20 protein-coding genes and 1 tRNA gene are annotated in these 21238 nt (G+C 69.3%); 14 read left to right on the top strand and 7 right to left on the bottom strand.

The annotated features are described in order from the left end of the window. Positions 1-14: 14 nt before the first annotated feature. Positions 15-1406, bottom strand: coding sequence for a sensor histidine kinase (locus ACY34J_RS15255; protein ID WP_462726981.1), 1392 nt, complete (start codon positions 1404-1406; stop codon positions 15-17). 87 nt (positions 1407-1493) lie between these two features. Between ACY34J_RS15255 and ACY34J_RS15250 the strand changes: the two genes are divergently transcribed. The 8 genes from ACY34J_RS15250 (at position 1494) to ACY34J_RS15215 (ending at position 7953) form a co-directional block, all read left to right on the top strand. Continuing rightward, complete coding sequence (locus ACY34J_RS15250) at positions 1494-2264, top strand: hypothetical protein (RefSeq protein WP_462727035.1); 771 nt, start codon at positions 1494-1496, stop codon at positions 2262-2264. A gap of 12 nt (positions 2265-2276) precedes the next feature. After that, positions 2277-2348 (top strand) — tRNA-Gln (locus ACY34J_RS15245). A 115-nt stretch (positions 2349-2463) separates the two neighbouring features. Next, on the top strand, positions 2464-3930 hold the full coding sequence (glmU, locus tag ACY34J_RS15240; protein ID WP_462726982.1) for a bifunctional UDP-N-acetylglucosamine diphosphorylase/glucosamine-1-phosphate N-acetyltransferase GlmU: 1467 nt from the start codon (positions 2464-2466) through the stop codon (positions 3928-3930). Positions 3931-4002: 72 nt separating this feature from the next. Continuing rightward, entirely contained in the window at positions 4003-4977 is a 975-nt protein-coding gene (locus ACY34J_RS15235; RefSeq protein WP_462726983.1) for a ribose-phosphate diphosphokinase, read from the top strand. A gap of 209 nt (positions 4978-5186) precedes the next feature. Continuing rightward, positions 5187-5786 (top strand): 50S ribosomal protein L25/general stress protein Ctc, encoded by a 600-nt coding sequence (locus tag ACY34J_RS15230; protein ID WP_462726984.1) that lies wholly within the window; start codon positions 5187-5189, stop codon positions 5784-5786. 113 nt (positions 5787-5899) lie between these two features. Continuing rightward, on the top strand, positions 5900-6490 hold the full coding sequence (gene pth, locus ACY34J_RS15225) for an aminoacyl-tRNA hydrolase (protein ID WP_462726985.1): 591 nt from the start codon (positions 5900-5902) through the stop codon (positions 6488-6490). 49 nt (positions 6491-6539) lie between these two features. Next, positions 6540-7079, top strand: a complete 540-nt coding sequence (locus ACY34J_RS15220; RefSeq protein ID WP_462726986.1) for a hypothetical protein — start codon at positions 6540-6542, stop codon at positions 7077-7079. Between the two features lie 202 nt (positions 7080-7281). Then, entirely contained in the window at positions 7282-7953 is a 672-nt protein-coding gene (locus ACY34J_RS15215; protein ID WP_462726987.1) for an LPXTG cell wall anchor domain-containing protein, read from the top strand. A 71-nt stretch (positions 7954-8024) separates the two neighbouring features. Here ACY34J_RS15215 and ppc read toward each other — a convergent pair whose 3' ends face one another. Next, a complete protein-coding gene (gene ppc / locus ACY34J_RS15210; protein ID WP_462726988.1) occupies positions 8025-10760 on the bottom strand; it encodes a phosphoenolpyruvate carboxylase in 2736 nt (911 codons plus the stop codon). Between the two features lie 190 nt (positions 10761-10950). Here ppc and ACY34J_RS15205 point away from each other — a divergent pair, with 190 nt between their 5' ends. Together ACY34J_RS15205 and ACY34J_RS15200 are read left to right on the top strand one after the other, a co-directional pair. Then, positions 10951-11931, top strand: coding sequence for an acyl-CoA desaturase (locus ACY34J_RS15205; protein WP_462726989.1), 981 nt, complete (start codon positions 10951-10953; stop codon positions 11929-11931). 7 nt (positions 11932-11938) lie between these two features. Beyond that, positions 11939-12616: a TetR/AcrR family transcriptional regulator gene (locus ACY34J_RS15200; protein WP_462726990.1), complete on the top strand. Its 678-nt coding sequence runs from the start codon at positions 11939-11941 to the stop codon at positions 12614-12616. A 107-nt stretch (positions 12617-12723) separates the two neighbouring features. On the opposite strand, the gene ACY34J_RS15195 is transcribed toward ACY34J_RS15200, so the two are convergent. Beyond that, complete coding sequence (locus tag ACY34J_RS15195) at positions 12724-13539, bottom strand: trans-aconitate 2-methyltransferase (protein ID WP_462726991.1); 816 nt, start codon at positions 13537-13539, stop codon at positions 12724-12726. Between the two features lie 149 nt (positions 13540-13688). On the opposite strand from ACY34J_RS15195, the gene ACY34J_RS15190 reads away from it, so the two are divergent. After that, complete coding sequence (locus ACY34J_RS15190) at positions 13689-14186, top strand: MarR family winged helix-turn-helix transcriptional regulator (RefSeq protein WP_462726992.1); 498 nt, start codon at positions 13689-13691, stop codon at positions 14184-14186. Here the strand turns inward: ACY34J_RS15190 and ACY34J_RS15185 are convergent. After that, positions 14145-14888 (bottom strand): response regulator transcription factor, encoded by a 744-nt coding sequence (locus tag ACY34J_RS15185; protein ID WP_462726993.1) that lies wholly within the window; start codon positions 14886-14888, stop codon positions 14145-14147. The genes ACY34J_RS15190 and ACY34J_RS15185 overlap by 42 nt on opposite strands. 260 nt (positions 14889-15148) lie before the next feature. Here ACY34J_RS15185 and ACY34J_RS15180 point away from each other — a divergent pair, with 260 nt between their 5' ends. After that, entirely contained in the window at positions 15149-15598 is a 450-nt protein-coding gene (locus ACY34J_RS15180) for a GNAT family N-acetyltransferase (protein ID WP_462726994.1), read from the top strand. 17 nt (positions 15599-15615) lie between these two features. On the opposite strand, the gene galK is transcribed toward ACY34J_RS15180, so the two are convergent. The 3 genes from galK to galT are packed head-to-tail and all read right to left on the bottom strand — an operon-like array spanning position 15616 to position 18814. After that, positions 15616-16806 (bottom strand): galactokinase, encoded by a 1191-nt coding sequence (gene galK / locus ACY34J_RS15175; RefSeq protein WP_462726995.1) that lies wholly within the window; start codon positions 16804-16806, stop codon positions 15616-15618. After that, positions 16803-17771: a UDP-glucose 4-epimerase GalE gene (gene galE / locus ACY34J_RS15170; RefSeq protein WP_462726996.1), complete on the bottom strand. Its 969-nt coding sequence runs from the start codon at positions 17769-17771 to the stop codon at positions 16803-16805. Before galE ends, galK begins: the two co-directional genes overlap by 4 nt. Beyond that, positions 17768-18814, bottom strand: coding sequence for a galactose-1-phosphate uridylyltransferase (gene galT, locus ACY34J_RS15165; RefSeq protein WP_462726997.1), 1047 nt, complete (start codon positions 18812-18814; stop codon positions 17768-17770). The genes galE and galT overlap by 4 nt, the downstream gene beginning before the upstream one ends. Before the next feature lie 215 nt (positions 18815-19029). Between galT and ACY34J_RS15160 the strand changes: the two genes are divergently transcribed. Together ACY34J_RS15160 and ACY34J_RS15155 are read left to right on the top strand one after the other, a co-directional pair. Further along, positions 19030-20700, top strand: a complete 1671-nt coding sequence (locus tag ACY34J_RS15160) for a sodium:solute symporter family protein (protein ID WP_462727036.1) — start codon at positions 19030-19032, stop codon at positions 20698-20700. Between the two features lie 43 nt (positions 20701-20743). Continuing rightward, complete coding sequence (locus ACY34J_RS15155) at positions 20744-21049, top strand: hypothetical protein (RefSeq protein WP_462726998.1); 306 nt, start codon at positions 20744-20746, stop codon at positions 21047-21049. Positions 21050-21238 lie beyond the last annotated feature (189 nt).

Here is a 21238-nt window from a genome sequence, read left to right as displayed (position 1 = left end):
CGACACCCAGCGGCTCACCCCGCACGATCCGCGCCACCGGCAGCGACCACACCCTCCCGCGCACCCGCACCACTGGCCCCACCCGTACGATCCGGCAACACCGCCGACACCCGGAAACCCCCCGCCTCCGTCGGCCCCGACACAAAACCACCCCCCAACGCGGTCACCCGCTCCCGCATCCCCACCAAACCATTGCCACCACTGGGCAACCCCGCATCCGAGCCCCCCTCCGGCGGCGGCCCGTTCTCCACCAGCACCGCCACCTCCCCCTCCCGGTACGCCAGCCTCACCCGTGCCGTCGCGCCCGCCGCATGCTTGTGCACATTCGTCAGACCCTCCTGCACCACGCGATAAGCCGTCTGCTCAACCCGCGGCGCACAGCTGCGCACCTCCCCCTCCACCGACAGCTCCACCGCCATCCCCGCCGTCCGCGACTGGCCCACCAGCGTCTCCAGCTCGCTCAACGACGGGCCGTCCGAGCCGTCCTCCTCGTCATGACGCTGCAGCTCCGGAACCGACCGGCGCTCGCCCACACCGCCGGAACCCCCCGCGCCGAAGCCCGCCTCCGGCACCTCCGACCCCACGCGCAGCACACCCAGCATCTCCCGCAGCTCCGTCAACGCCTGCCGGCCCATCTCCCCCACCAGCCCCGCGTTCCGCGCCGCCCGCTCCGGATCCTTCAGCGCCACCGCCTGCAACGCCGCGGCATGCACCACCATCAGGCTCACCCGGTGCGCCACCACATCGTGCATCTCCCGAGCGATCCGGGTCCGCTCCTCATTCCGCGCCCACTCGGCCCGCTCCTCCGCGCGCTCCGCCAGCAGCGACAACTCCCGCTCCAGGCCGTCCGCCCGCTCCCGCAGGCTCTCCACCAGCCGCCGACGCGCCCCGAGGTACAACCCGAACAGCAACGGCGGGGCCGTCAGCCCCAGCGCCATCAGCACCGAGACCAGCGCCACCACCCAGAGCGGCGGGTGGTAACCGTCATGCCGCATGTCCTCGTGGAAGCGGATGAACGTCACCAGCAACGTCCCGGCCCCCGACATCCCGGCCAGTACCACCGTGATCCGCCGCGGCACATCGGACGCGGCGAGGGTGTACAGGCTGACGATGCCGAGCAAGAAGCCCATCTCGGCCGGAGAGACCGCGACCGCGACCAGCACCACCGCAATCGGCCATCGGCGGCGCAGCAACAGCGTGGCCCCCGAGATCAGCCCGAGCAGCACCCCCGCTGCCCCCGGAATCCGCGCCTCATCCGCGAACGACATGCCCTCGAAAGCGCACTCCACGGTGGATGCGACGGCCAGAAAGACATCGAGCACCATGCTCCGCCGCCGACCCCACCACCACAGCCCCACCGGCGCGCCCCGCGCCCCACCGTCCGCAACTTCCCCCGTCGTGGTCATGGCAACCAGCCTACGGGCGCACCCCGCGGCCCCTCCGCGGAGTTTCCATGCCTGCGACAGATCCGCACATGCCTGGTCTTCCCACCCATCACTCGAACTGCTGAATCGTCCGGGTTTTCGACTCACTCGCAGACTTGGACGACAAAGCTGCTGCGCATGGTTCAAGCCAAAACAGCGCTGAAGGCCCGCGCCCGCGACCTGCGCCGCGCGGGCAAGACATACGACGAGATCGTCGCGGAGCTCGGGGTCTCGAAGAGTTCGGTGTCCCTGTGGGTCCGCGATCTCCCGAAACCGCGGACATCGCCGGAGCGCTTACACCGCATGCGCGAGGCCCGCTGGGCGCCACATCGGCGGGAGCGCGACATCAAGCGCCAGCAGACCAAGCTGGCGGCCGCCCAGGAGATTGGCCGCATGACGGACCGGGAGTTGTTCCTGATCGGCGTCGGCCTCTACTGGGCCGAGGGCGCCAAAACGAAGGCTCATACGCGGAGTAACGACAGGGTCATCTTCGTCAACAGTGATCCCGACATGATCGAGTTCTACCTCGCCTGGCTCGCGGTGCTTGGTGTCGCAGCTGACCGCCTGACGTTTCGCGTACAGATCCACGAATCTGCCGACGTGGAGGCGGCGGAGCACTACTGGGCAGACCTGGTCGGCGTGGACGTCGCAAGGTTCAGTAAGACCACGCTGAAGAAACACAACCCAAAGACCACGCGCAAGAACGTCGGGGACGGATACAGGGGCTGCCTGGTCGTACAAGTACTGGGCGGCGCCGAGCTATACCGTCGCATCGAAGGCTGGTGGTACGGCATAGTGTTGGGTGCCAAGCAGGGCGACACAGCGGAATGTCCGCTTTAGCCCTCTTTGCTATCCCCTGTGGTGTAATTGGCAGCACCGTGGCTTTTGGTGCCATTTGTCCGGGTTCGAGTCCTGGCAGGGGAGCTCAAAGTTCGAATCATCGGGTCCTGACCTCCAGGTCAGGACCCGCCCGCATTTCTGGTCCCAAACACCCCGGTATCCTGCGTGTGTCCACCACCCGAAGCCGAAGGGCACACCCGTGAGCGCCATCCGCCCGGCAGCCGTCGTCGTTCTCGCAGCGGGTGAGGGTACCCGTATGAAGTCGGCGACCCCCAAGGTCCTGCACTCCCTCTGCGGTCGCTCCCTCGTCGGCCACGTCGTGGCCGCGTCCCGCGAGCTCGATCCGGAGCATCTCGTCGTAGTCGTCGGCCACGCCCGCGAGCAGGTCACCGCGCATCTCTCCGAGATCGACCCGGGCATCCGCACCGCCGTGCAGCACGAGCAGAACGGCACCGGCCACGCCGTCCGCATGGCTCTGGAAGAGCTGGACCGCAGCGGCACCGTCGTGGACGGGACCGTGATCGTCGTCTGCGGCGACACCCCGCTGCTCACCGGTGAGACGCTCCGGCGTCTCGCCGCCACGCACGCCGCCGAGGGCAACGCCGTCACCGTGCTGACCGCCGAGGTCCCCGACGCCACCGGCTACGGCCGGATCGTGCGCGACCCGGCCGACGGCGCGGTCACCGCGATCGTCGAGCACAAGGACGCCACCGACGAGCAGCGCGCGATCGCCGAGATCAACTCCGGGGTGTTCGCCTTCGACGGGCGGCTGCTGGCCGACGCGCTGGGGAAGGTGCGTACGGACAACAGCCAGGGTGAGGAATACCTCACGGATGTGCTCGGCATCCTGCGGCAGGCCGGTCACCGGGTGGGGGCGTCCGTCGCCGCCGATCACCAGGAGATCGTGGGCATCAACAACCGCGTGCAGCTGGCCGAGGCCCGCCGGCTGCTGAACGAGCGGCTGTTGCGTGCGGCGATGCTCAGCGGTGTGACGGTCGTGGATCCGGCCACGACATGGGTGGACGTGACGGTGACGTTCGAGCCGGACGCCGTGATCCACCCGGGTGTGCAGCTGCATGGCAGCACCCATGTGGCGGCACGCGCCGAGGTGGGTCCGAACTGCACCCTGACGGACACGACCGTGGGCGAGGGCGCCCGGGTGTCGTACACGGTGGCGGACGGCGCGCTGGTCGGCCCCGACGCGACCGCGGGCCCGTACGCGTACCTGCGGCCCGGTACGAAGCTGGGGCGCAAGGCCAAGGCCGGCACGTATGTGGAGATGAAGAACGCCGACATCGGCGAGGGTACGAAGGTGCCGCATCTGTCGTACGTGGGCGATGCGACGATCGGCGAGTACTCCAACATCGGCGCGGCGAGCGTGTTTGTGAACTACGACGGTGTGAGCAAGCACCACACGACGATCGGGTCGCATTGCCGGACGGGTTCGGACAACATGTTTGTGGCTCCTGTCACGGTTGGGGATGGTGCCTATACGGCCGCCGGCTCGGTGATCACGAAGGATGTACCCCCGGGTTCGCTCGCTGTGGCTCGCGGCCAGCAGCGGAACATCGAGGGCTGGGTGGCTCGTAAGCGCCCGGGAAGCGCGGCCGCGCAGGCCGCGCAGGCCGCGCAGGCTGCTCAGCGGCAGGATCGCGCCGAGCAGTGACCGTGCACGGGTACGCCGTGCGGGGGCGTACCGTGAAAGGCACACGCAAGTGGAACCCAAGGAGACTGTGCAGTGACCGGGATCAAGACGACCGGCGAGAAGAAGCTGATGCTCTTCTCCGGCCGCGCCCACCCCGAGCTGGCGGAGGAGGTCGCGCACCAGCTTGGCGTCGGCCTGGTCCCGACCAAGGTTTTCGACTTCGCCAACGGCGAGATCTATGTCCGTTTCCAGGAGTCGGCCCGTGGTGCCGACTGCTTCCTGATGCAGAGCCACACGGCTCCCATCAATAAGTGGATCATGGAGCAGCTGATCATGATTGACGCTCTGAAGCGGGCTTCCGCTCGGAGCATCACTGTGATCCTGCCGTTCTTCGGGTATGCCCGTCAGGACAAGAAGCACCGCGGCCGTGAGCCGATTTCGGCGCGTCTGATCGCGGACCTGCTGAAGACCGCGGGTGCGGACCGGATCCTCACGGTGGATCTGCACACGGACCAGATCCAGGGGTTCTTCGACGGCCCGGTGGATCACCTGTTCGCGCTGCCGGTGCTGGCGGATTACGTGGGCGCGAAGGTGGACCGGGACAAGCTGACGGTGGTCTCTCCGGACGCGGGCCGGGTGCGTGTCGCGGACCGTTGGTGTGACCGGCTGGGTGCGCCGCTGGCGATCGTGCACAAGCGCCGCGACAAGGATGTGGCGAACCAGGTCACGGTGCACGAGGTCGTGGGTGATGTGCGGGGCCGGGTGTGTGTCCTGGTCGACGACATGGTGGACACCGGTGGCACGATCTGCGCCGCGGCGGAGGCGCTGTTCGCCAATGGTGCGGAGGACGTGATCGTGACGGCGACGCACGGTGTGCTGTCGGGTCCGGCGGCGGACCGGTTGAAGAACTCGAAGGTGAGCGAGTTCGTGTTCACCAACACACTGCCGACGCCGGGCGAGGTGGACCTCGACAAGATCACGGTGCTGTCGATGGCTCCGACGATCGCGCGGGCGGTGCGTGAGGTGTTCGAGGACGGCTCGGTGACGAGCCTGTTCGAGGAGCAATGAGCCGGCGCGCCGTGTGGCGCTGATGGTCAACTTTGGGGGCGGCCTCCCCGCCGGGTAGACTCGACGAGTTGCTCGGCGAGGGAGGCCGCACTCACGTGGTGCGGCGGTCCGTTATCGACGCGCTCTTCGTAGCAGGTCTGTCGTGGCCGGGTGACGGTCACCCATTACGAGCTTTCGTTTCAGGAAGCACAGCCTACGAGGAGTGCATGATGGCTGAGGTCAAGATCGCCGGTGAGATCCGTACGGAGTTCGGCAAGGGCCCTGCCCGCCGTGCCCGTCGCGCCAACAAGGTTCCCGGCGTGGTGTACGGCCACGGTGCTGAGCCGCTGCACGTGAGCCTGCCGGGCCACGACCTGTTCCTCGCGCTGAAGACGCCGAACGTGCTGATCGGCCTGGAGGTCGACGGCCGTCGTGAGCTGGTGATCCCGAAGCAGGTGCAGCGTGACCCGCTGAAGGGCTTCATCGAGCACGTGGACCTGCTGCTGGTGAAGCGCGGCGAGAAGGTCACGGTCGAGGTTCCGATCCAGACCGAGGGCGAGCTGGCGCCGGGTGGCAACCTGCTGGAGCACGTGCTGAACGCGCTGCCGGTCGAGGCGGAGGCCACGCACATCCCGGAGTCGGTCACCGCGTCGATCGAGGGCCTGGAGGCGGGTGACTCGGTGCTCGCCAAGGACATCGCTCTGCCGAACGGTGTGACGCTGGCCGTCGAGGAGGACGCCGTGGTGCTGCAGGTTCTGGCCGCGCAGGCCGAGGAGGCTCGGGGTGAGGCGGCGGCCGAGGAGGGTGAGGGCGAGGGCGCCGAGGCCTGATCCGCTTCCCGGATCAGCTCAGAATCCTCTGTTCAGCCGCCGTCCCGCTCCGCAGGAGCGGGACGGCGGCTGTATGTGTGGAGATATGTACCGATCGCGGCAGGAGAAGGCAGATGAGCGACGCAGACAGCCCTTGGCTGATCGTGGGGCTGGGCAACCCTGGGCCGGGGTATGCGGCGAACCGGCACAATGTGGGGTTCATGGTGGCCGATCTTCTGGCGGAGCGGATGGGTGGCCGTTTCAAGGCGCACAAGTCGCGTGCGCAGGTGGTGGAGGGGCGGTTGGGTGGTCCGGGCCCGGCCGGCCGCCGGGTGGTGGTCGCCAAGCCGATGTCGTACATGAATCTGTCGGGTGGGCCGACGACGGCGCTGCGCGATTTCTACAAGGTGCCGGTCGGCAACATCGTGGCGATTCATGATGAGCTGGATATCGATTACGGGGCGCTGCGGCTGAAGAAGGGCGGGGGGGACAACGGGCACAACGGGCTGAAGTCGATCACGAAGTCGCTGGGGCCGGATTATCACCGGGTGCGGTTCGGGATCGGCCGGCCGCCGGGGCGGATGGATGTGGCGGCGTTTGTGCTGAAGGACTTTTCCGCGGCGGAGCGTAAGGAGTTGGACTATTTCCTGGACCGTGCGGCGGACGCGGTGGAGTGTCTGATTGTGGACGGTCTGGAGCGGGCGCAGGGTACGTACAACTCGTAACGCTCGTTCGGGGACAGCCTCTCCCAAGGCGGCGGCCGTAGGTTGACCCATGGCTTTGGCATGGCGAAGGATCGCGGCCATGGCTGAAACCGTTGCCAAGCGCAGCCGCACCCGACGCGCGGGCGAGTCTGCGTATGGGTTGTTGCTTCTCTTGAAGAACGCGGCGATGGCTGTCGTGGCCTTGTTGCTGGTTGCGGGGGGCGTGTGGGCGTCGTGGGGTACGGCGCAGCACGCGATGCTGTCCAAGGGCCGCGAGCGCGGCACGATGACGGTGGAGCGTTGTACGAAGGATGTGTGCACGGGGCCGTTTGTGCCGGCTGGTGGGTCGGGGACGGCGCGTCCGAAGGTGAGGATCGACAGGGCTGTCACGCACAGGAACAGCGAGCGGCTGCTGGTCGCGGTGAAGCCGGGTACGGACGAGGTGGTGCGGACGGGTACGGCGGGGGTGTTGCGCGCGTGGGTGCCGCTGGGCGGCGGGCTGTTGCTGGCGGCGCTGGTGTTGGCCGGCGGGTTGCGGATGCGGCGTACGGCGTGGGTGCTGGGGTTGTTGGGGGCGGCGCTGATGGGGGTGTCGTTCGCCACCTTGTGAGCGCCCGGAGCGTGGTGAACCGGCCATGTGATGGGGCTTGAATCCCGCCAGTTGACCGGATCGTTATGCACGGCCTTTGGGGCGTGGCCGCTGTAAAGGGGCGGATGGTGCGTATGCGACTTGACCGGTCGTCAGGGACGCAGCAAGCTGATTCGCCACCCCCCTCCCTTCCCCCTTCTTCTCTTCCCGAAGTTGGTAGCCCATGCGCATGCTCTCTTCGGCGTGCGCGGTGACGGCAGCCGCAGCGGCTTCGCTGCTGCTCGGCCCGGCCGCGTACGCGACTCCTCCCGGTGACAACGGCACGGTGAAGATTCACGATGCCTCGACGGGTGAGGAGCTTCGTAAGAATGAGCCTCACGTTTGCGAGTTCTACCTCGATGCCTTTGGTTTCGACGGCGGTCAGCAGGTCGACTGGAAGATCGTCGAGATGCCGCCGACCGGCACCAAGGGCACAGTGGCCACGAGCGGTGCCCTGTCGCTGGATGCCGAGGGGCACGGCAGCAGTAACGAGATGCAGCTGCCTGATGGCCATTACAAGCTGATCTGGAACTTCGACGGCGAGCACGGCGAGGCCAAGCACAAGGTGTTCTGGACCGAGTGCGGGGACGACGGCAAGCCGGGCCGGCCGGCGCCGTCGGTGAGCGCGTCCGTGAGCGCCTCTGTCAGCGCGTCCGTTGGCGTCTCGGAGCCGGAGGACAAGGCGTCCAGCAGCCCGTCGGCGGCCGTGGCGGGCGGTTCGGAGGCGAACGGCAGTGGTGGCGGTGACCTGGCGGAGACCGGTGCTTCGGTGACTGGTGTGTCCGTCGCGGCGGCGCTGCTGCTCGGTGCGGGTGGCGTGCTGATGATGCGTCGGCGCGCCCGTGGCCGGAGCTGAGGCCGGGCCGATACGCCGGCGGCGCCGGATCCCCGCTCGGGGGTCCGGCGCCGCTGTCGTCTGGCCGTACGTCAGCCGGTGTTGCGGAGTCCGGCGGCGACGCCGTTGACGGTGAGCAGCAGGGCCCGGGAGAGCAGGGGGTCGGGCTGCTCGCCCCGTTCGGCGGCCGTGCGCTGCCGGTGCAGCAGGCTGACCTGGAGGTAGGAGATCGGGTCGAGGTAGGCGTCGCGGACGCGGAAGGTCTGCTGCAGGACCGGGTTGTGGTCGAGCAGTTCGCGTTCGCCGGTGATGCGCAGGACTTCCTGCACGGTGAGTTCGTGCTCGGCCGTGATCACGTCGAAGATGTGCTTGAGGTGGTCGGGCACGAGGGTGTCGACGTAGTGGCGGGCGATCCGCAGGTCGGTCTTGGTCAGCGTCATCTCGACGTTGGACAGGAAGTTGCGGAAGAAGTGCCAGTGCTGGTGCATCTCCTCGATGACCGTGTCGAGTCCGGCCTCGCGCGCGGCCTTGAGCCCTGATCCCACGCCGAACCAGCCGGGGACGATCTGGCGGGACTGGGTCCAGCCGAAGACCCACGGGATGGCGCGCAGCCCGTCGAGTCCGGCTCCGGAGTCGGGCCGCCGGGAGGGGCGGGAACCCAGGTGCAGTTCGGCGAGCTGGTCGACGGGGGTGGAGGCGAAGAAGTACGCGGGCAGGTCCGGGTCTTCCACCAGTCGCCGGTAGGCGCGGTGGGCGGCGTCGGAGATGGTGTCCATGGCCGCGTCCCAGCGGGCGAGGGCCTGGTCGGACTGGCGCGGCGCGGTGTGCAGGGCGGAGGCCTGGAGGGTGGCGGCGACGGTCAGCTCGAGGTTCTCCCGGGCCAGGGACGGCACCAGGTACTTGTCGGAGATGACCTCGCCCTGCTCGGTGACCTTGATCTCACCCTCGAGGGTGCCCCAGGGCTGGGCGAGGATCGCGTCGTGGGTGGGGCCGCCGCCGCGGCCGACGGTGCCGCCGCGGCCGTGGAAGAGCCGCAGCCGCACGCCGTGGCGGTGGGCGACGTCGCGCAGCCGCCGCTGAGCGCGGTGGATCTCCCACTGGCTGGTGGTGATGCCGCCGAACTTGGAGGAGTCGGAGTAGCCGAGCATCACTTCCTGGACGTCGCCGCGGAGGGCGACCAGCCGCCGGTAGGAAGGGTCGGCGAGCATCTCGTCGAGGATGGTGTCGGCCTGCTTGAGCTCGTCGGTGGTCTCCAGCAGCGGGACGATGCCGATCTTGGCCCAGCCGGCGTGGAGGTCGATGAGGCCGGCTTCGCGGGCGAGGACGGCGGCGGCGAACACATCGTCGGCGCCCTGGCACATGGAGATGATGTAGGACTCGATGACTTCGGGGCCGAAGCGCTCCAGGGCCTCGCCGATGGTGTGGAAGACGCCGAGGGTCTTGGCACCCGCGGCGTCCAGCGGGGCGTGCTGCGGGGCCAGGGGGCGGCGGGAGCGCAGTTCCTTGGCGAGCAGCTTGGTGCGGTAGTCGCGGGGCATATCCGCGTACCGCCAGGATTCCTCGCCGAGACGGTCGAAGAGCTGGCCGAGTGCGTGGTGGTGGGCGTCGGCGTGCTCGCGTACGTCCATGGTGGCGAGCTGGAGGCCGAAGGCGGCGAGGGTGCGGATGGTGCGGTCGAGCCGGCCGTCGGCGAACAGGCCGCCGCGGTGGGCGCGCAGGGATTCCTGGATGAGGCTGAGGTCCTGCAGCAGCTCGGCGGTGCCGAGGTAGTCGCGGCCTGCCTCGTGCGGGGTGCCCTTGGCGAGGCGCTCGCGGGTGTTGACGAGCTTCTGCCGGATGCAGGTGGCCTTGAGGCGGTAGGGCTCTTCGGCGTTGAGGCGCTTGTAGCGGGGGCTGATCTCGGGGAGCCGTTCGAGGTCGGTCTGGAGGGAGGAGAGCAGCTCATCGGTGGCGCCGGTGTAGCGGATGGAGTTGGAGAGCAGGCCGCGCAGCTGGTCGATGATCTCGATGGCGTCGGTGATGCCGTGCTCGTGCTGGAGGATCAGCACTTCGCGGGTGACGTCGGGGGTGACGTTGGGGTTGCCGTCGCGGTCGCCGCCGATCCAGGTGCCGAAGGTCAGGGGCCGGGTGCCGGCGGGCAGCTCGACGCCGACGCGCTCCAGCTCGGCGGCGAGGTCTTCGAGGACGTCGCCGACGGCACCCTGGTGGAGCTCGTCGAGGTAGTAGATGGCGTTGCGGGCTTCGTCGGCGGGCTCGGGGCGTACGACGCGGAGCTCGTCGGTCTGCCAGATGAGGTCGATGTTCTCGGCCAGGCGCAGGTCCTGGCGGCGGCAGTCGCCGCCCTCGACGGGGGTTTCCAGGAGCGCCGCGATACGCCTGAGCTTGTTGAGGACGCTGCGACGGGCGGCTTCGGTGGGGTGTGCGGTGAAGACGGGCCGGACGTTGAGGTTCTTGACCGTCTGGCGCAGGTGCTCGGGGTCGGCGTCCTTGAGCCGGTCGGCCGTACGGGCGAGCAGTCCGCCCTCGGCGGCGCGGCGGGCGCGCAGTTCCTTTCCGCGGTGGACCTGCTCGGTGATGTTGGCGAGGTGGAAGTAGGTGGAGAAGGCGCGCACCAGCTTGGCCGCGGTCTCCAGGTCGGTCTTGCCGAGCAGCTCGGCGGCGGCTTCGCCATCCGTACGGGTGAGTGCGCGGACGCGTTCCACAAGATCGAGGAGTTCGGGCCCTTCCTGGCGTACCAGGGTCTCGCCCAGCAGTTCGCCGAGGCGGCGGATGTCGGCACGCAGCGCTGCGTTGTCCGAGGTCTCGGGGGTGATGTCGGCACTGCTCACAGGTGCGGCTCCTTGTATGGATGAGCACGTTCGGCGGGGTGCGGACCGCGCTGTCCGACGGACCCAGGATAGGTCGACCTGCCACGCCGTTTACCCACTGGCTCTTGCCCGGTCACCAAGCCCTGCCATACTTACGAAGCCGTAGGTTACGGAACCGTAGCCATCCTGAAGTCCGATGAGGGACGCCCGCATGACCACAACCCCCGATGTGATCGAAGACGCCCCCAAGGCGGCCGACACTTCTCTTCCGTCCGCAACCCTGGGTGGAGAACAGCGGCGGTCGATCGAACAGATCACCCTGCTGCTGTTCATCACCGTCCCCTTCGTCGCGCTGGTCGCGGCGGTTCCGCTGGCCTGGGGCTGGGGGGTGAGCTGGCTCGATCTGGGCCTGATGACGCTGATGTACTTCCTCGGCTGCCACGGCATCACCGTCGGCTTCCACCGTTACTTCACGCACGGCTCGTTCAAGGCGAAGCGGCCGCTGCGGATCGCGCTGGCGATCGCCGGGTCGCTGGCGGTGGAGGGGCCGCTGGTGCGCTGGGTGGCCGACCACCGCAAGCACCACAAGTTCTCCGACGCCGAGGGCGACCCGCATTCGCCGTGGCGGTTCGGGGAGACGGTGCCGGCGCTGATGAAGGGCCTGTGGTGGGCGCACATCGGCTGGATGTTCGATGAGGAGCAGACGCCGCAGCACAAGTACGCGCCGGATCTGATCAAGGACCCGGTGATCCGCACGATCTCGCGCCAGTTCGTCGTATGGACGACGGTGTCCCTGCTCATCCCGCCGCTGGTGGGCGGCCTGGTGACGTGGTCGTGGCAGGGGGCCGCGACGGCGTTCTTCTGGGGCTCGCTGGTGCGGGTGGCGCTGCTGCACCATGTGACCTGGTCGATCAACTCGATCTGCCACGCGGTCGGCAAGCGGCCGTTCAAGTCGCGTGACCGGTCCGGCAACGTGTGGTGGCTGGCGGTGCTGTCCTGCGGGGAGTCCTGGCACAACCTGCACCACGCGGACCCGACGTGTGCCCGGCACGGTGTGCTGAAGGGGCAGATCGACTCCAGTGCCCGGATCATCCGCTGGTTCGAGCGGCTCGGCTGGGCCTACGACGTGCGCTGGCCGAGCGCGGACCGGATCGACGCCCGACGCCAGGCGGACACCGCCAAGGCGGCATGATTGACACGTGGCGATCGACAGCAGCAGTGAGAAGGACCACCGCACGTCCGTTCCGGGGGCCCGGCGTACGCGCCGCGTCCGGATGACCGGCAAGGAGCGCCGGGAGCAGCTGCTGGACATCGGCCGGGCACTGTTTGCCGAGAAGGGCTTCGAGGGCACGTCGGTGGAAGAGATCGCGGCGAAGGCCGGGGTCTCCAAGCCGGTGGTGTACGAGCACTTCGGCGGCAAGGAGGGGCTGTACGCCGTGGTCGTGGACCGCGAGATGCGGCGGCTGCTCGACATGGTGACCGGGGCGCTGACCGCGGGGCATCCGCGGGAGCTGCTGGAGCAGGCGGCGTTCGCGCTGCTGGACTACATCGAGCGGCACACGGACGGCTTCCGCATCCTGGTCCGGGATTCACCCGTGGCGCAGTCGACGGGCTCGTTCGCGTCGCTGATCAGCGATATCGCCACGCAGGTGGAGGACATCCTGGGCCTGGAGTTCAAGGCGCGCGGCTTTGATCCGAAGCTGGCGCCGCTGTACGCGCAGGCGCTGGTCGGCATGACGGCGCTGACGGGGCAGTGGTGGCTGGATGTGCGCAAGCCGAAGAAGGCGGAGGTGGCCGCGCATCTGGTGAACCTGGCCTGGCACGGGCTGGACGGCCTGGAGCCGAAGCCGCGCCTGATAGGTCACCGCAAGTCGTAGCTTCCCCTGGGGGCACTTTGGCCGCCCGCCCCGAGGGGCGGGCGGCCAAAGGATCCGCCGGCGGGGCACCTCCCGGCAGGCAGCCGGGGCGCTGGAAGGGCCGGGGGTCAGACGAGCTTGCGGGCCACGGCGAAGATCCGCCGGAAGGGGAAGACCGTACCGTGCGCGCCGGGCGGGTAGGCCTTCCGCAGCAGGTCGCGGTACTGGTCGAGGAATTCCTCACGGGCCTCGTCGTCGTCCGCCAGGGCGGTCAGCACAGGGCGCAGCGCCGTGCCCTTCACCCAGTCCAGGACGGGGTCCTCACCCTGGAGCAGCTGTATGTAGGTGGTCTCCCAGGCGTCCGTCTCGCAGCCGAGATCGGTGAGCTGGGTGAGGTACTCCCACGGCTCCAGGACGTGCACGAAGCGCCGCCCATGGCTGCCGAGCCGTTCCCGCCACTGCGGGGAGTCGCACAGCTCGCCGAGGAGGGCGTGGCTGGGTGAGACGAAGTTGCCCGGCACTTGTAAGGCCAGGCTGCCGCCGGGGGCGAGGGCGTCGGTCCAGGCCGGGAAGGACCGTGCGTGGCCGGGCACCCACTGCAGGGCGGCGTTGGAGACGATCAGGTCGAACGGCTCGTCGGGGATCCAGCGGGCGGCGTCGGCGGGCTGGAAGTCGAGCCGGCCGCCGCCCGGTGTGGGCCCGGCGTGGTCGGCGGCTTTGGCGAGCATTTCGGGTGAGTTGTCGTAGCCGGTGATGTGGGCGTCCGGCCAGCGTTCGGCGAGGAGGGCGGTGACGTTGCCGGGGCCGCAGCCGAGGTCGGCTATTCGCGCGGGGCGGTTCCGGGCGGGCAGGTCGGGGATGCGGGCCAGAAGATCGTGGAAGGGCCTGGTCCTATGGCTTGCGTGGCGCAGGTACTGCAGTGGGTCCCAGGTGGGAACTGACATGGCTGGTTGGCCCCCTTGCGGGTACGGACGAACAGAGCTGGAACGCTCCTAGCGCCGACGATGCCCATAGGTTGACCCGAATATCTCTTGAATTCAAGATGTTCGAATTCAAGAGACTTAACATCGACAGACCAACTACACTGATCGCCATGGAGGACGAGGTCGATCGACTGGTCGCAGCGTGGCGACGGGAGCGCCCGGACCTCGATGTGGAACCACTCGAGGTGCTCAGCCGAGTCAGCCGGCTCGCCCGCCATCTGGACCGGGCGCGGCGGCTCGCCTTCGCCGAGCACGGCCTGGAGCCGTGGGAGTTCGATGTGCTGACGGCGCTGCGCCGCGCCGGGTCCCCGTACCAGCTCTCCCCCGGCCAGCTGCTCACCCAGACCCTGGTCACCTCCGGCACCATGACCAACCGGATCGACCGGCTCGCGAAGAAGGGCCTGGTCGAGCGGCTGCCCGACCCCAGCGACCGGCGCGGTGTGCTGGTCCGGCTGACCGCCGAGGGGCGGGACCGGGCCGACCGGTCCCTGGCCGGCCTGCTCGTGCAGGAACGGGCCATTCTCAGCGAGCTGTCCAGTAGCCAGCGCGGGGAGCTCGCCGGGCTGCTACGCCGGCTGACCGCCCCGTTCGACAACATCCCCGGGTAGTTCGACCGGCCCGACGCCGGCCCGGCGGGCCAGGGCGACCGCCGCGAGCGTGGAGTGGACGCCCAGCTTGCCCAGCACGTTCTGCATGTGCGTACGGACCGTGTGCGGGGAGAGGAACAGCCGCTCGGCGACGGCCTTGCGGCCCATCCCCGCCACCATGCAGCGCAGCACCTCCCGCTCGCGCGGGGTCAGCGACTCCACCAGCCGCTCGCTCGCCGTGCGCCGCTTGCGGGCCGCGGTCAACTCCCGTAGCACGCCGGTGAGCAGGGCGGGCGGCAGATGCGTTTCATCGCGCAGTACGCCCCGGACGACGGCCAGCAGGCGGGAGAGCGAACAGTCCTTGGCGACCCAGCCGGAGGCCCCGGCCTGCAGGGCAGCCGCTGCCCGGTACGGGTCGTCCCGCTCGGCGAGCACCACCAGCCGCAGGCCCGGCTGGACCGTACGGGCAGCGGTGGCAAGGGACATGCCGCCGCCGTCCCCGGCGACGGCCGGGTCGGGGTCCGCGTCCATGCCCAATTCGGCGTCGGCCAGCAGCACATCGAAGCGGCGGCCCTCCAAGGCCGCGCGCTCCAGGCAGCGCAGGGCCGCCGGTGCGCTGCCCACCGCCACGACCTCCACATCCGGCTCGGCCGCGAGCGCGGCCGCCAGCGATTCGGCGAAAATGCGGTGGTCGTCCACCACCAGAACCCGAATCCGTGTCATCCCGCCCCCCAATTCCGGCAGCCGACGCGGGTACGACGCGCGGGGCGGAGAAGCGCCAGGCCGCACGGCCGCCGCCGCGCGGGCTGCTCCCACCCCGGGCGCCGTACCCTCCCACCCTCGCCGCTGCCGACGAGGAAAGGCCAGCTCGCCCCTTGACCAGCACCGGCCCCCACCGGTGCTGTGCATCAGGGTAAAGGCGGGGTCCGGCTATGGAAACGAATGGGGAAAAGTGTTCGGCCAGCGCCCGTACGCTGGACGTCGTGTTTCGTCTCGAGAGCGAAATCGACAAGGACCGCAGCACTCTGATCGAGCAGCGACTGACTGAGTCCAACACCGCGCGCTCCGCCGCGATCCGGGCCCTGCGCGGCACGCCCGCCGAGGACGAAGTCCCGCTGCACGTCTTCGCGATGGACGACAGCGGGGCCCTGGCCGGCGGCCTCGTCGGCCACACCTGGGCCCACTGGCTGCATGTGGACCTGCTGTGGATCGACGAGTCGCGGCGAGGCCACGGGCTGGGTACGCGGCTGATGGCGCGCGCGGAGGAGATCGCGCGGGATGAACGCCGGTGCCGGCACGCGCGCGTGGAGACGTGGGACTTCCAGGCCCCGGGCTTCTACCGGAAGTTGGGTTACCGGATCGTGGCCATGGTGGAGGACTACCCGCCGGGCGCGACCGACCATCTCCTGGTCAAGCAGCTCACCAGCGGGTAGCCGGGGCTCGGGCAGGCTCAGCGCAGGCGGCGCGCGCCGGCGGACGGAACGGCCGGGAAGATGCGCGGAGCGCGGTAACCGGCCGCGGCGAAGGCCTCGGTGACAGCCTTGGTCACCGCCTCCGCCTCCGACTCCTCGACCAGGACGATCGCCGAGCCGCCGAAGCCGCCACCGGTCATCCGGGCCCCCAGCGCGCCGGCCGCGTTGGCCGATTCGACGACCAGGTCCAGCTCCGCGCAGGAGACGTCGAAGTCGTCGCGCAGCGAGGCGTGTCCGGCAGTGAGCAGCGGGCCGATGGAGCGCGTCTCGCCGGCGTCGAGGCGGGCGATGACGTCCTCGACGCGACGGTTCTCGGTGACCACATGCCGTACGTACCGCCGTACGGTCGGGGCCGCCAGCTCGGCCAGCGCCTCGGCCAAGTGCTCGAACGCAACATCACGCAGGGCTTGCACGCCCAGTGCACGCGCCCCCTCCTCACATCCCGCGCGCCGTTGGGCGTACGGGCCCTCACCCAGCTCGTGCTTGACGCGGGTGTCGACCACCAGCAGGCGCAGTCCCTCGGCGGCGAGGTCGAACGGTATCTGACGCTGTTCCAGATCGCGGGTGTCCAGGTGCAGCGCGAGCCCCTCGACGCAGCAGGCGGCGGCTGTCTGGTCCATGATCCCGCAGGGCACGCCGACGAAGACGTTCTCCGCGCGCTGGCTCAGCCGCGCCAGCTGCCGGCCCCGCAGGTCCAGGCCGAAAAGGTCGTTCAGGGCGAGGGCGGTGACGACTTCGAGCGCCGCCGAGGAGGACAGCCCCGCTCCGGTCGGCACGGTGGAGCGGATGTGGATGTCCGCGCCCGTCACCGGGTGCCCCGCGTCCCGCAGCGCCCACACGACGCCCGCGGGATAGGCGGCCCAGCCCCCTCCCGAGCCCGGCTCCAGCTCGTCCACGCGCACCTCGACCACCCCGCCGGCCACATCGCCGGAGTGCAGCCGCAGCACGCCGTCGTCGCGCCGGGAGACAGCGGCGCGGGCGGTGTGCGGCAGAGCGATCGGCATGACGAAGCCGCCGTTGTAGTCGGTGTGCTCGCCGATGAGGTTGACCCGCCCCGGGGCGGCCCACACACCGTCGGGCGCGGCGCCGTACAGCTCCCGGAAGGCGGCGGCGAGCTGCTCCGGGCCGGGCTCTGGATCGAGCTCGGGGTGGGGCTGGGGCTGGGTCACGCTTGGCTCTCCCTCTGCTGGGCGAAGGCCCAGGCGTCGGCGACGATGCCGGCGAGGTCGGCCCGGCTCGGCTTCCAGCCCAGGCGCTCGCGGGCCTGGTCGGCGGAGGCGACGAGGACGGCCGGGTCGCCGCCCCGGCGCGGGGCGATGACCTCGGGAATCGGGTGGCCGGTGACCTTGCGGACGGTCTCGATCACCTCGCGCACGGAGAAGCCGTTGCCGTTGCCGAGGTTGCAGATCAGGTGCTCGCCGGGCTGGGCGCTGTCGAGGGCGAGGAGGTGGGCCTCGGCCAGGTCGGCGACATGGATGTAGTCGCGGATGCAGGTGCCGTCGGGCGTCGGGTAGTCGTCGCCGAAGACGGAGATCGCCTCGCGCCTGCCCTGGGCGACCTGCAGGACCAGCGGTATCAGGTGCGACTCGGGGTCGTGCCGCTCGCCGTACGCCCCGTAGGCGCCGGCGACGTTGAAGTAGCGCAGGGACACGGCGGCCAGCCCGTGGGCGGCGCACTCACCGCTGATCATGTGGTCGACGGCGAGCTTGGAGGCGCCGTAGGGGTTGGTGGGCGCGGTCGCGGCGTTCTCGGTGATGGGCGTGGTGGCCGGCTCTCCGTAGGTGGCGGCGGTGGAGGAGAAGACAAGCTTGCGGACACCCGCGTCGCGCATGGCGGCCAGCAGGGCGGTGGTGCCGCCGACGTTGTTGACCCAGTACTTCTCGGGGTTCACGACCGACTCACCGACCTGCGAGAAGGCGGCGAAGTGCAGCACGGCGTCGTAGGAGCCGTCGAGCCGGGTGGCGGCGTCCTGGATCCGGCCCTCGATGAACTCCGCCCCCGCCGGGACCCCCTCGCGGTGTCCGGTGGAGAGGTCGTCCAGCACCGTCACCTCGTGCCCGGCCTCAAGCAGGTGCGCCGCGACGACGCTGCCCACGTATCCGGCCCCACCCGTCACCAGGTACTTCTTGGTCACTTGCTCGCTACCTCTCGCAGTCGGTCGGCCGCGGCCTCTGGCGGCACATCGTTGATGAACACATTCATGCCGGATTCGGAACCCGCGAGAAACTTCAGCTTTCCGGAAGTACGGCGAATGGTGAAGAGCTCGAGGTGGAGGGCGAAGTCGTCCCGGTCCGCCGCGCTCACGGGGGCCTGATGCCAGGCCGAAATGTACGGCACCGGTGGTTCGCCCGGTCCGAAGATCCGGTCGAAGCGCCTCAACAGTTCCAGATACACCCGTGGGAACTCTGTGCGCGCGGCGTCGTCGAGCCCGAGCAGATCCGGCACGCGGCGCCCCGGATACAGGTGCACCTCGTACGGCCAGTGTGCGGCACGCGGTACGAACGCGGTCCAGTGCTCGCCGTTCAGCACGATGCGGCGGCCGTCGGCCAGTTCGTCGGCGACGACGTCGTCAAAGAGGTTGCGGCCGCCGGTGCGCTCGCGGTGGGCGGCCAGCGAGGCGAGCATCCGCTCCGTTCGAGGTGTGACGAACGGGTATGCGTAGATCTGGCCGTGTGGGTGGCCGAGAGTGACGCCGATGTCCTTGCCTCGGTTCTCGAAGCAGAAGACCTGCTCGACGGCAGGGAGCCGGGAGAGCTCCGCGGTGCGGTCGGTCCAGGCGTCCAGGACGAGGCCGGCCCGGTCCTCGGTGAGGTCGGCGAAGGAGGCGTTGTGGTCAGAGGTGAAGCAGACGACCTCGCACCGCCCCGTGTCGCCGGACAGGGAGGGGAAGCGGTTCTCGAAGACGGCCACCTCGTAGTCGTCGGCCGGGATCTCCGTGAGGTGCCCGTCCCGGGACGGGCACAGGGGGCACTCGCCGGCAGGCGGGTGGTACGTCCGGTCCTGCCGGTGGGAGGCAATGACCACAGAGTCACCGAGGAGCGGGTCGCGGCGGATCTCGGAGGCGGTCGAGACGGCGCCCAGCGGGCGCTGGTCGGCCGCGGCGCGTGCCGCGTCGTCACGGGAGTCGTAGTAGATCAGCTCACGGCCGTCCGCGAGCCGGGTCGCTGTCTTCTTCACCGTGCCGCTCCTCGCCCCACTCTCCAAACACAACTAAACACAATTAATCACGACCAAACAGACGCGTCAAGGGCTCAGAGCTGCCGGGAAGACCCCATGGGCACCGATACGCCACGATCCACCGGCAAAGAATTCCAACACAATCGTTCAGTTTCCGACCGCACGCGCGTACGTTTCTGTTCGTCCAGATCGCCGCAAAGAAGCGAGTGAGCCGTATGCAGCAATTGGCCGAAGGGCTTCGACTCCCCACCAACGTGCTCGACTACACCATCCTGGGCATCTACTTCGCCGTGGTCCTCGGCGTCGGTTTCGCTGCCAGACGGAGCGTGAAGACGAGCCTCGACTTCTTCCTCTCCGGGCGGGCGCTGGCTGCCTGGGTCACCGGTCTCGCGTTCATCGCAGCCAACCTCGGTGCGCTGGAGATCCTGGGCATGGCGGCCAACGGGGCCCAGTACGGCGCGTACACCGTGCACTGGTACTGGGTCGGTGCCATCCCGGCCATGGTCTTCCTGGGCCTGGTGATGATGCCGTTCTACTACGGCTCGAAGGTCCGGTCCGTGCCCGAGTTCCTGCTGCACCGCTACGGGCCACCGTCCCACCTGCTCAGCTCGATCATCTTCTCCGTGGCGTCCGTGCTGATCGCGGGCGTCAACCTCTACGCGATGGCGATCGTGCTGGAGGCGCTGCTCGGCTGGCCGCAGTGGGTCGCGATCGTCGTCGCCGGCTTCTTCGTCCTCGTGTACATCACCCTGGGCGGGCTCTCCTCGGCGATCTACAACGAGGTGCTGCAGTTCTTCGTCATCCTCGCCGCGCTCATCCCGCTCACCGTCGTCGGACTCAAGCGGGTCGGCGGCTGGAGCGGGCTCACCGACAAGCTCACCGCCACATACGGCGAGAACTTCGTATCCGCCTGGGGCGGCACCGGCATCGGCTCGCCCAACCCGCTGGGCGCCAACTGGCTGACCATCGTGCTCGGCCTCGGCTTCTGTCTGAGCTTCGGTTACTGGACGACCAACTTCGCCGAGGTGCAGCGCGCCCTGTCCGCCAGGAACCTCTCGGCGGCCCAGCGCACCCCGCTGATCGCCGCGTATCCCAAGATCTTCGTCCCGCTGGTCGTGGTCGTGCCAGGCCTGATCGCGCTGGTCATCGAGCCGGGCCTGGGCAAGCCGGGCAGCGGCCTGCAGTACAACGACGCGATCCCGCTGCTCATGCGCGACCTGCTGCCGAACGGGGTGCTGGGCATCGCGATCACCGGGCTGCTCGCCGCCTTCATGGCCGGCATGGCCGCGAACGTCTCGGCGTTCAACACGGTGTTCACCCACGACATCTGGTCCGCGTACATCATCAAGGGCCGTCCGGACGAGTACTACCTGACCACCGGGCGCGTGGTGACGGCGATCGGCGTGCTGGGCGGCATGGGGACGGCCTTCATCGCCTCGACGTTCAGCAACATCATGAACTACCTGCAGACGCTGTTCTCGTTCTTCAACGTGCCGCTGTTCTGCGTCTTCATCATCGGCATGTTCTGGCGGCGGGCCACGTCAGCGGCCGGGTTCTGGGGTCTGCTCCTGGGCACCCTGGCCGCGATGATCAACTACTTCTGGTTCTACCGGGCGGGCGTCATCTCCATCCCCAGCGACCAGGGCGCCAACTTCGTCTCCGCGATCGTGGCGTTCGTGGTGGGCGGCGTGGTGATGGTCGTGGTCTCGCTGTTCACCAAGCCGAAGCCGATCGAATCGCTCGCCGGGCTGGTGTACGGCACCACCTCCCCGGGCATGGCCGAGCCCCCGGCCCCGGGCGACGAGGCGTGGTACCGCAAGCCGGCTGTGCTGGGCTGGGGCGCGATCCTCCTCGCCGCCATCTGCTACATCCCCTTCTCCATCTGACCCACTTCTCCATCTGACCCACGACCGGAAAGGCTGCCCCACCATGAGCGAGGAGTACACCTACCAGCGGCAGGTCGAGGAGCTGGAGCAGAAGTCCGCGACGGCCGCCCGGCTGTTCGACGTACGGCGCATCATCGGCGGCCTGTTCGTGATCTACGGCATCCTCGTCACCATCGCCGGGATCACCGTCTCCGACGCCGATCTGCGCAAGGCACAGAACATCAACATCAACCTCTGGACGGGCGTGGCCATGCTCGTCCTCGGCGTGCTGTTCCTGGTCTGGATGAAGCTCCGCCCGCTGGCCCCGCCGCGCCCTGTGCCCACCGAGGGCGAGCAGCCGCCGCAGTGACTCATGGCGGCGGGACCGCCCGCGGTCCCGCCGCCGATGCCTCTGATCCCGGCTCCTGATCCCGGCTCCGCCGCGGCACCTGGCGCTCGGTTCACCTCCGGGGCTTGGACCCTCCCCCAGCCAACTCCCCCAGCTATCGCTGGGGGTCCCCCACGCCGACGGTCGACCGTGCGGGCCCTCGCTCCTCGG

This window comes from Streptomyces sp. HSS9-12 (genome assembly GCF_054963655.1).
This window is presented reverse-complemented; position numbering and strand designations above follow the sequence as displayed.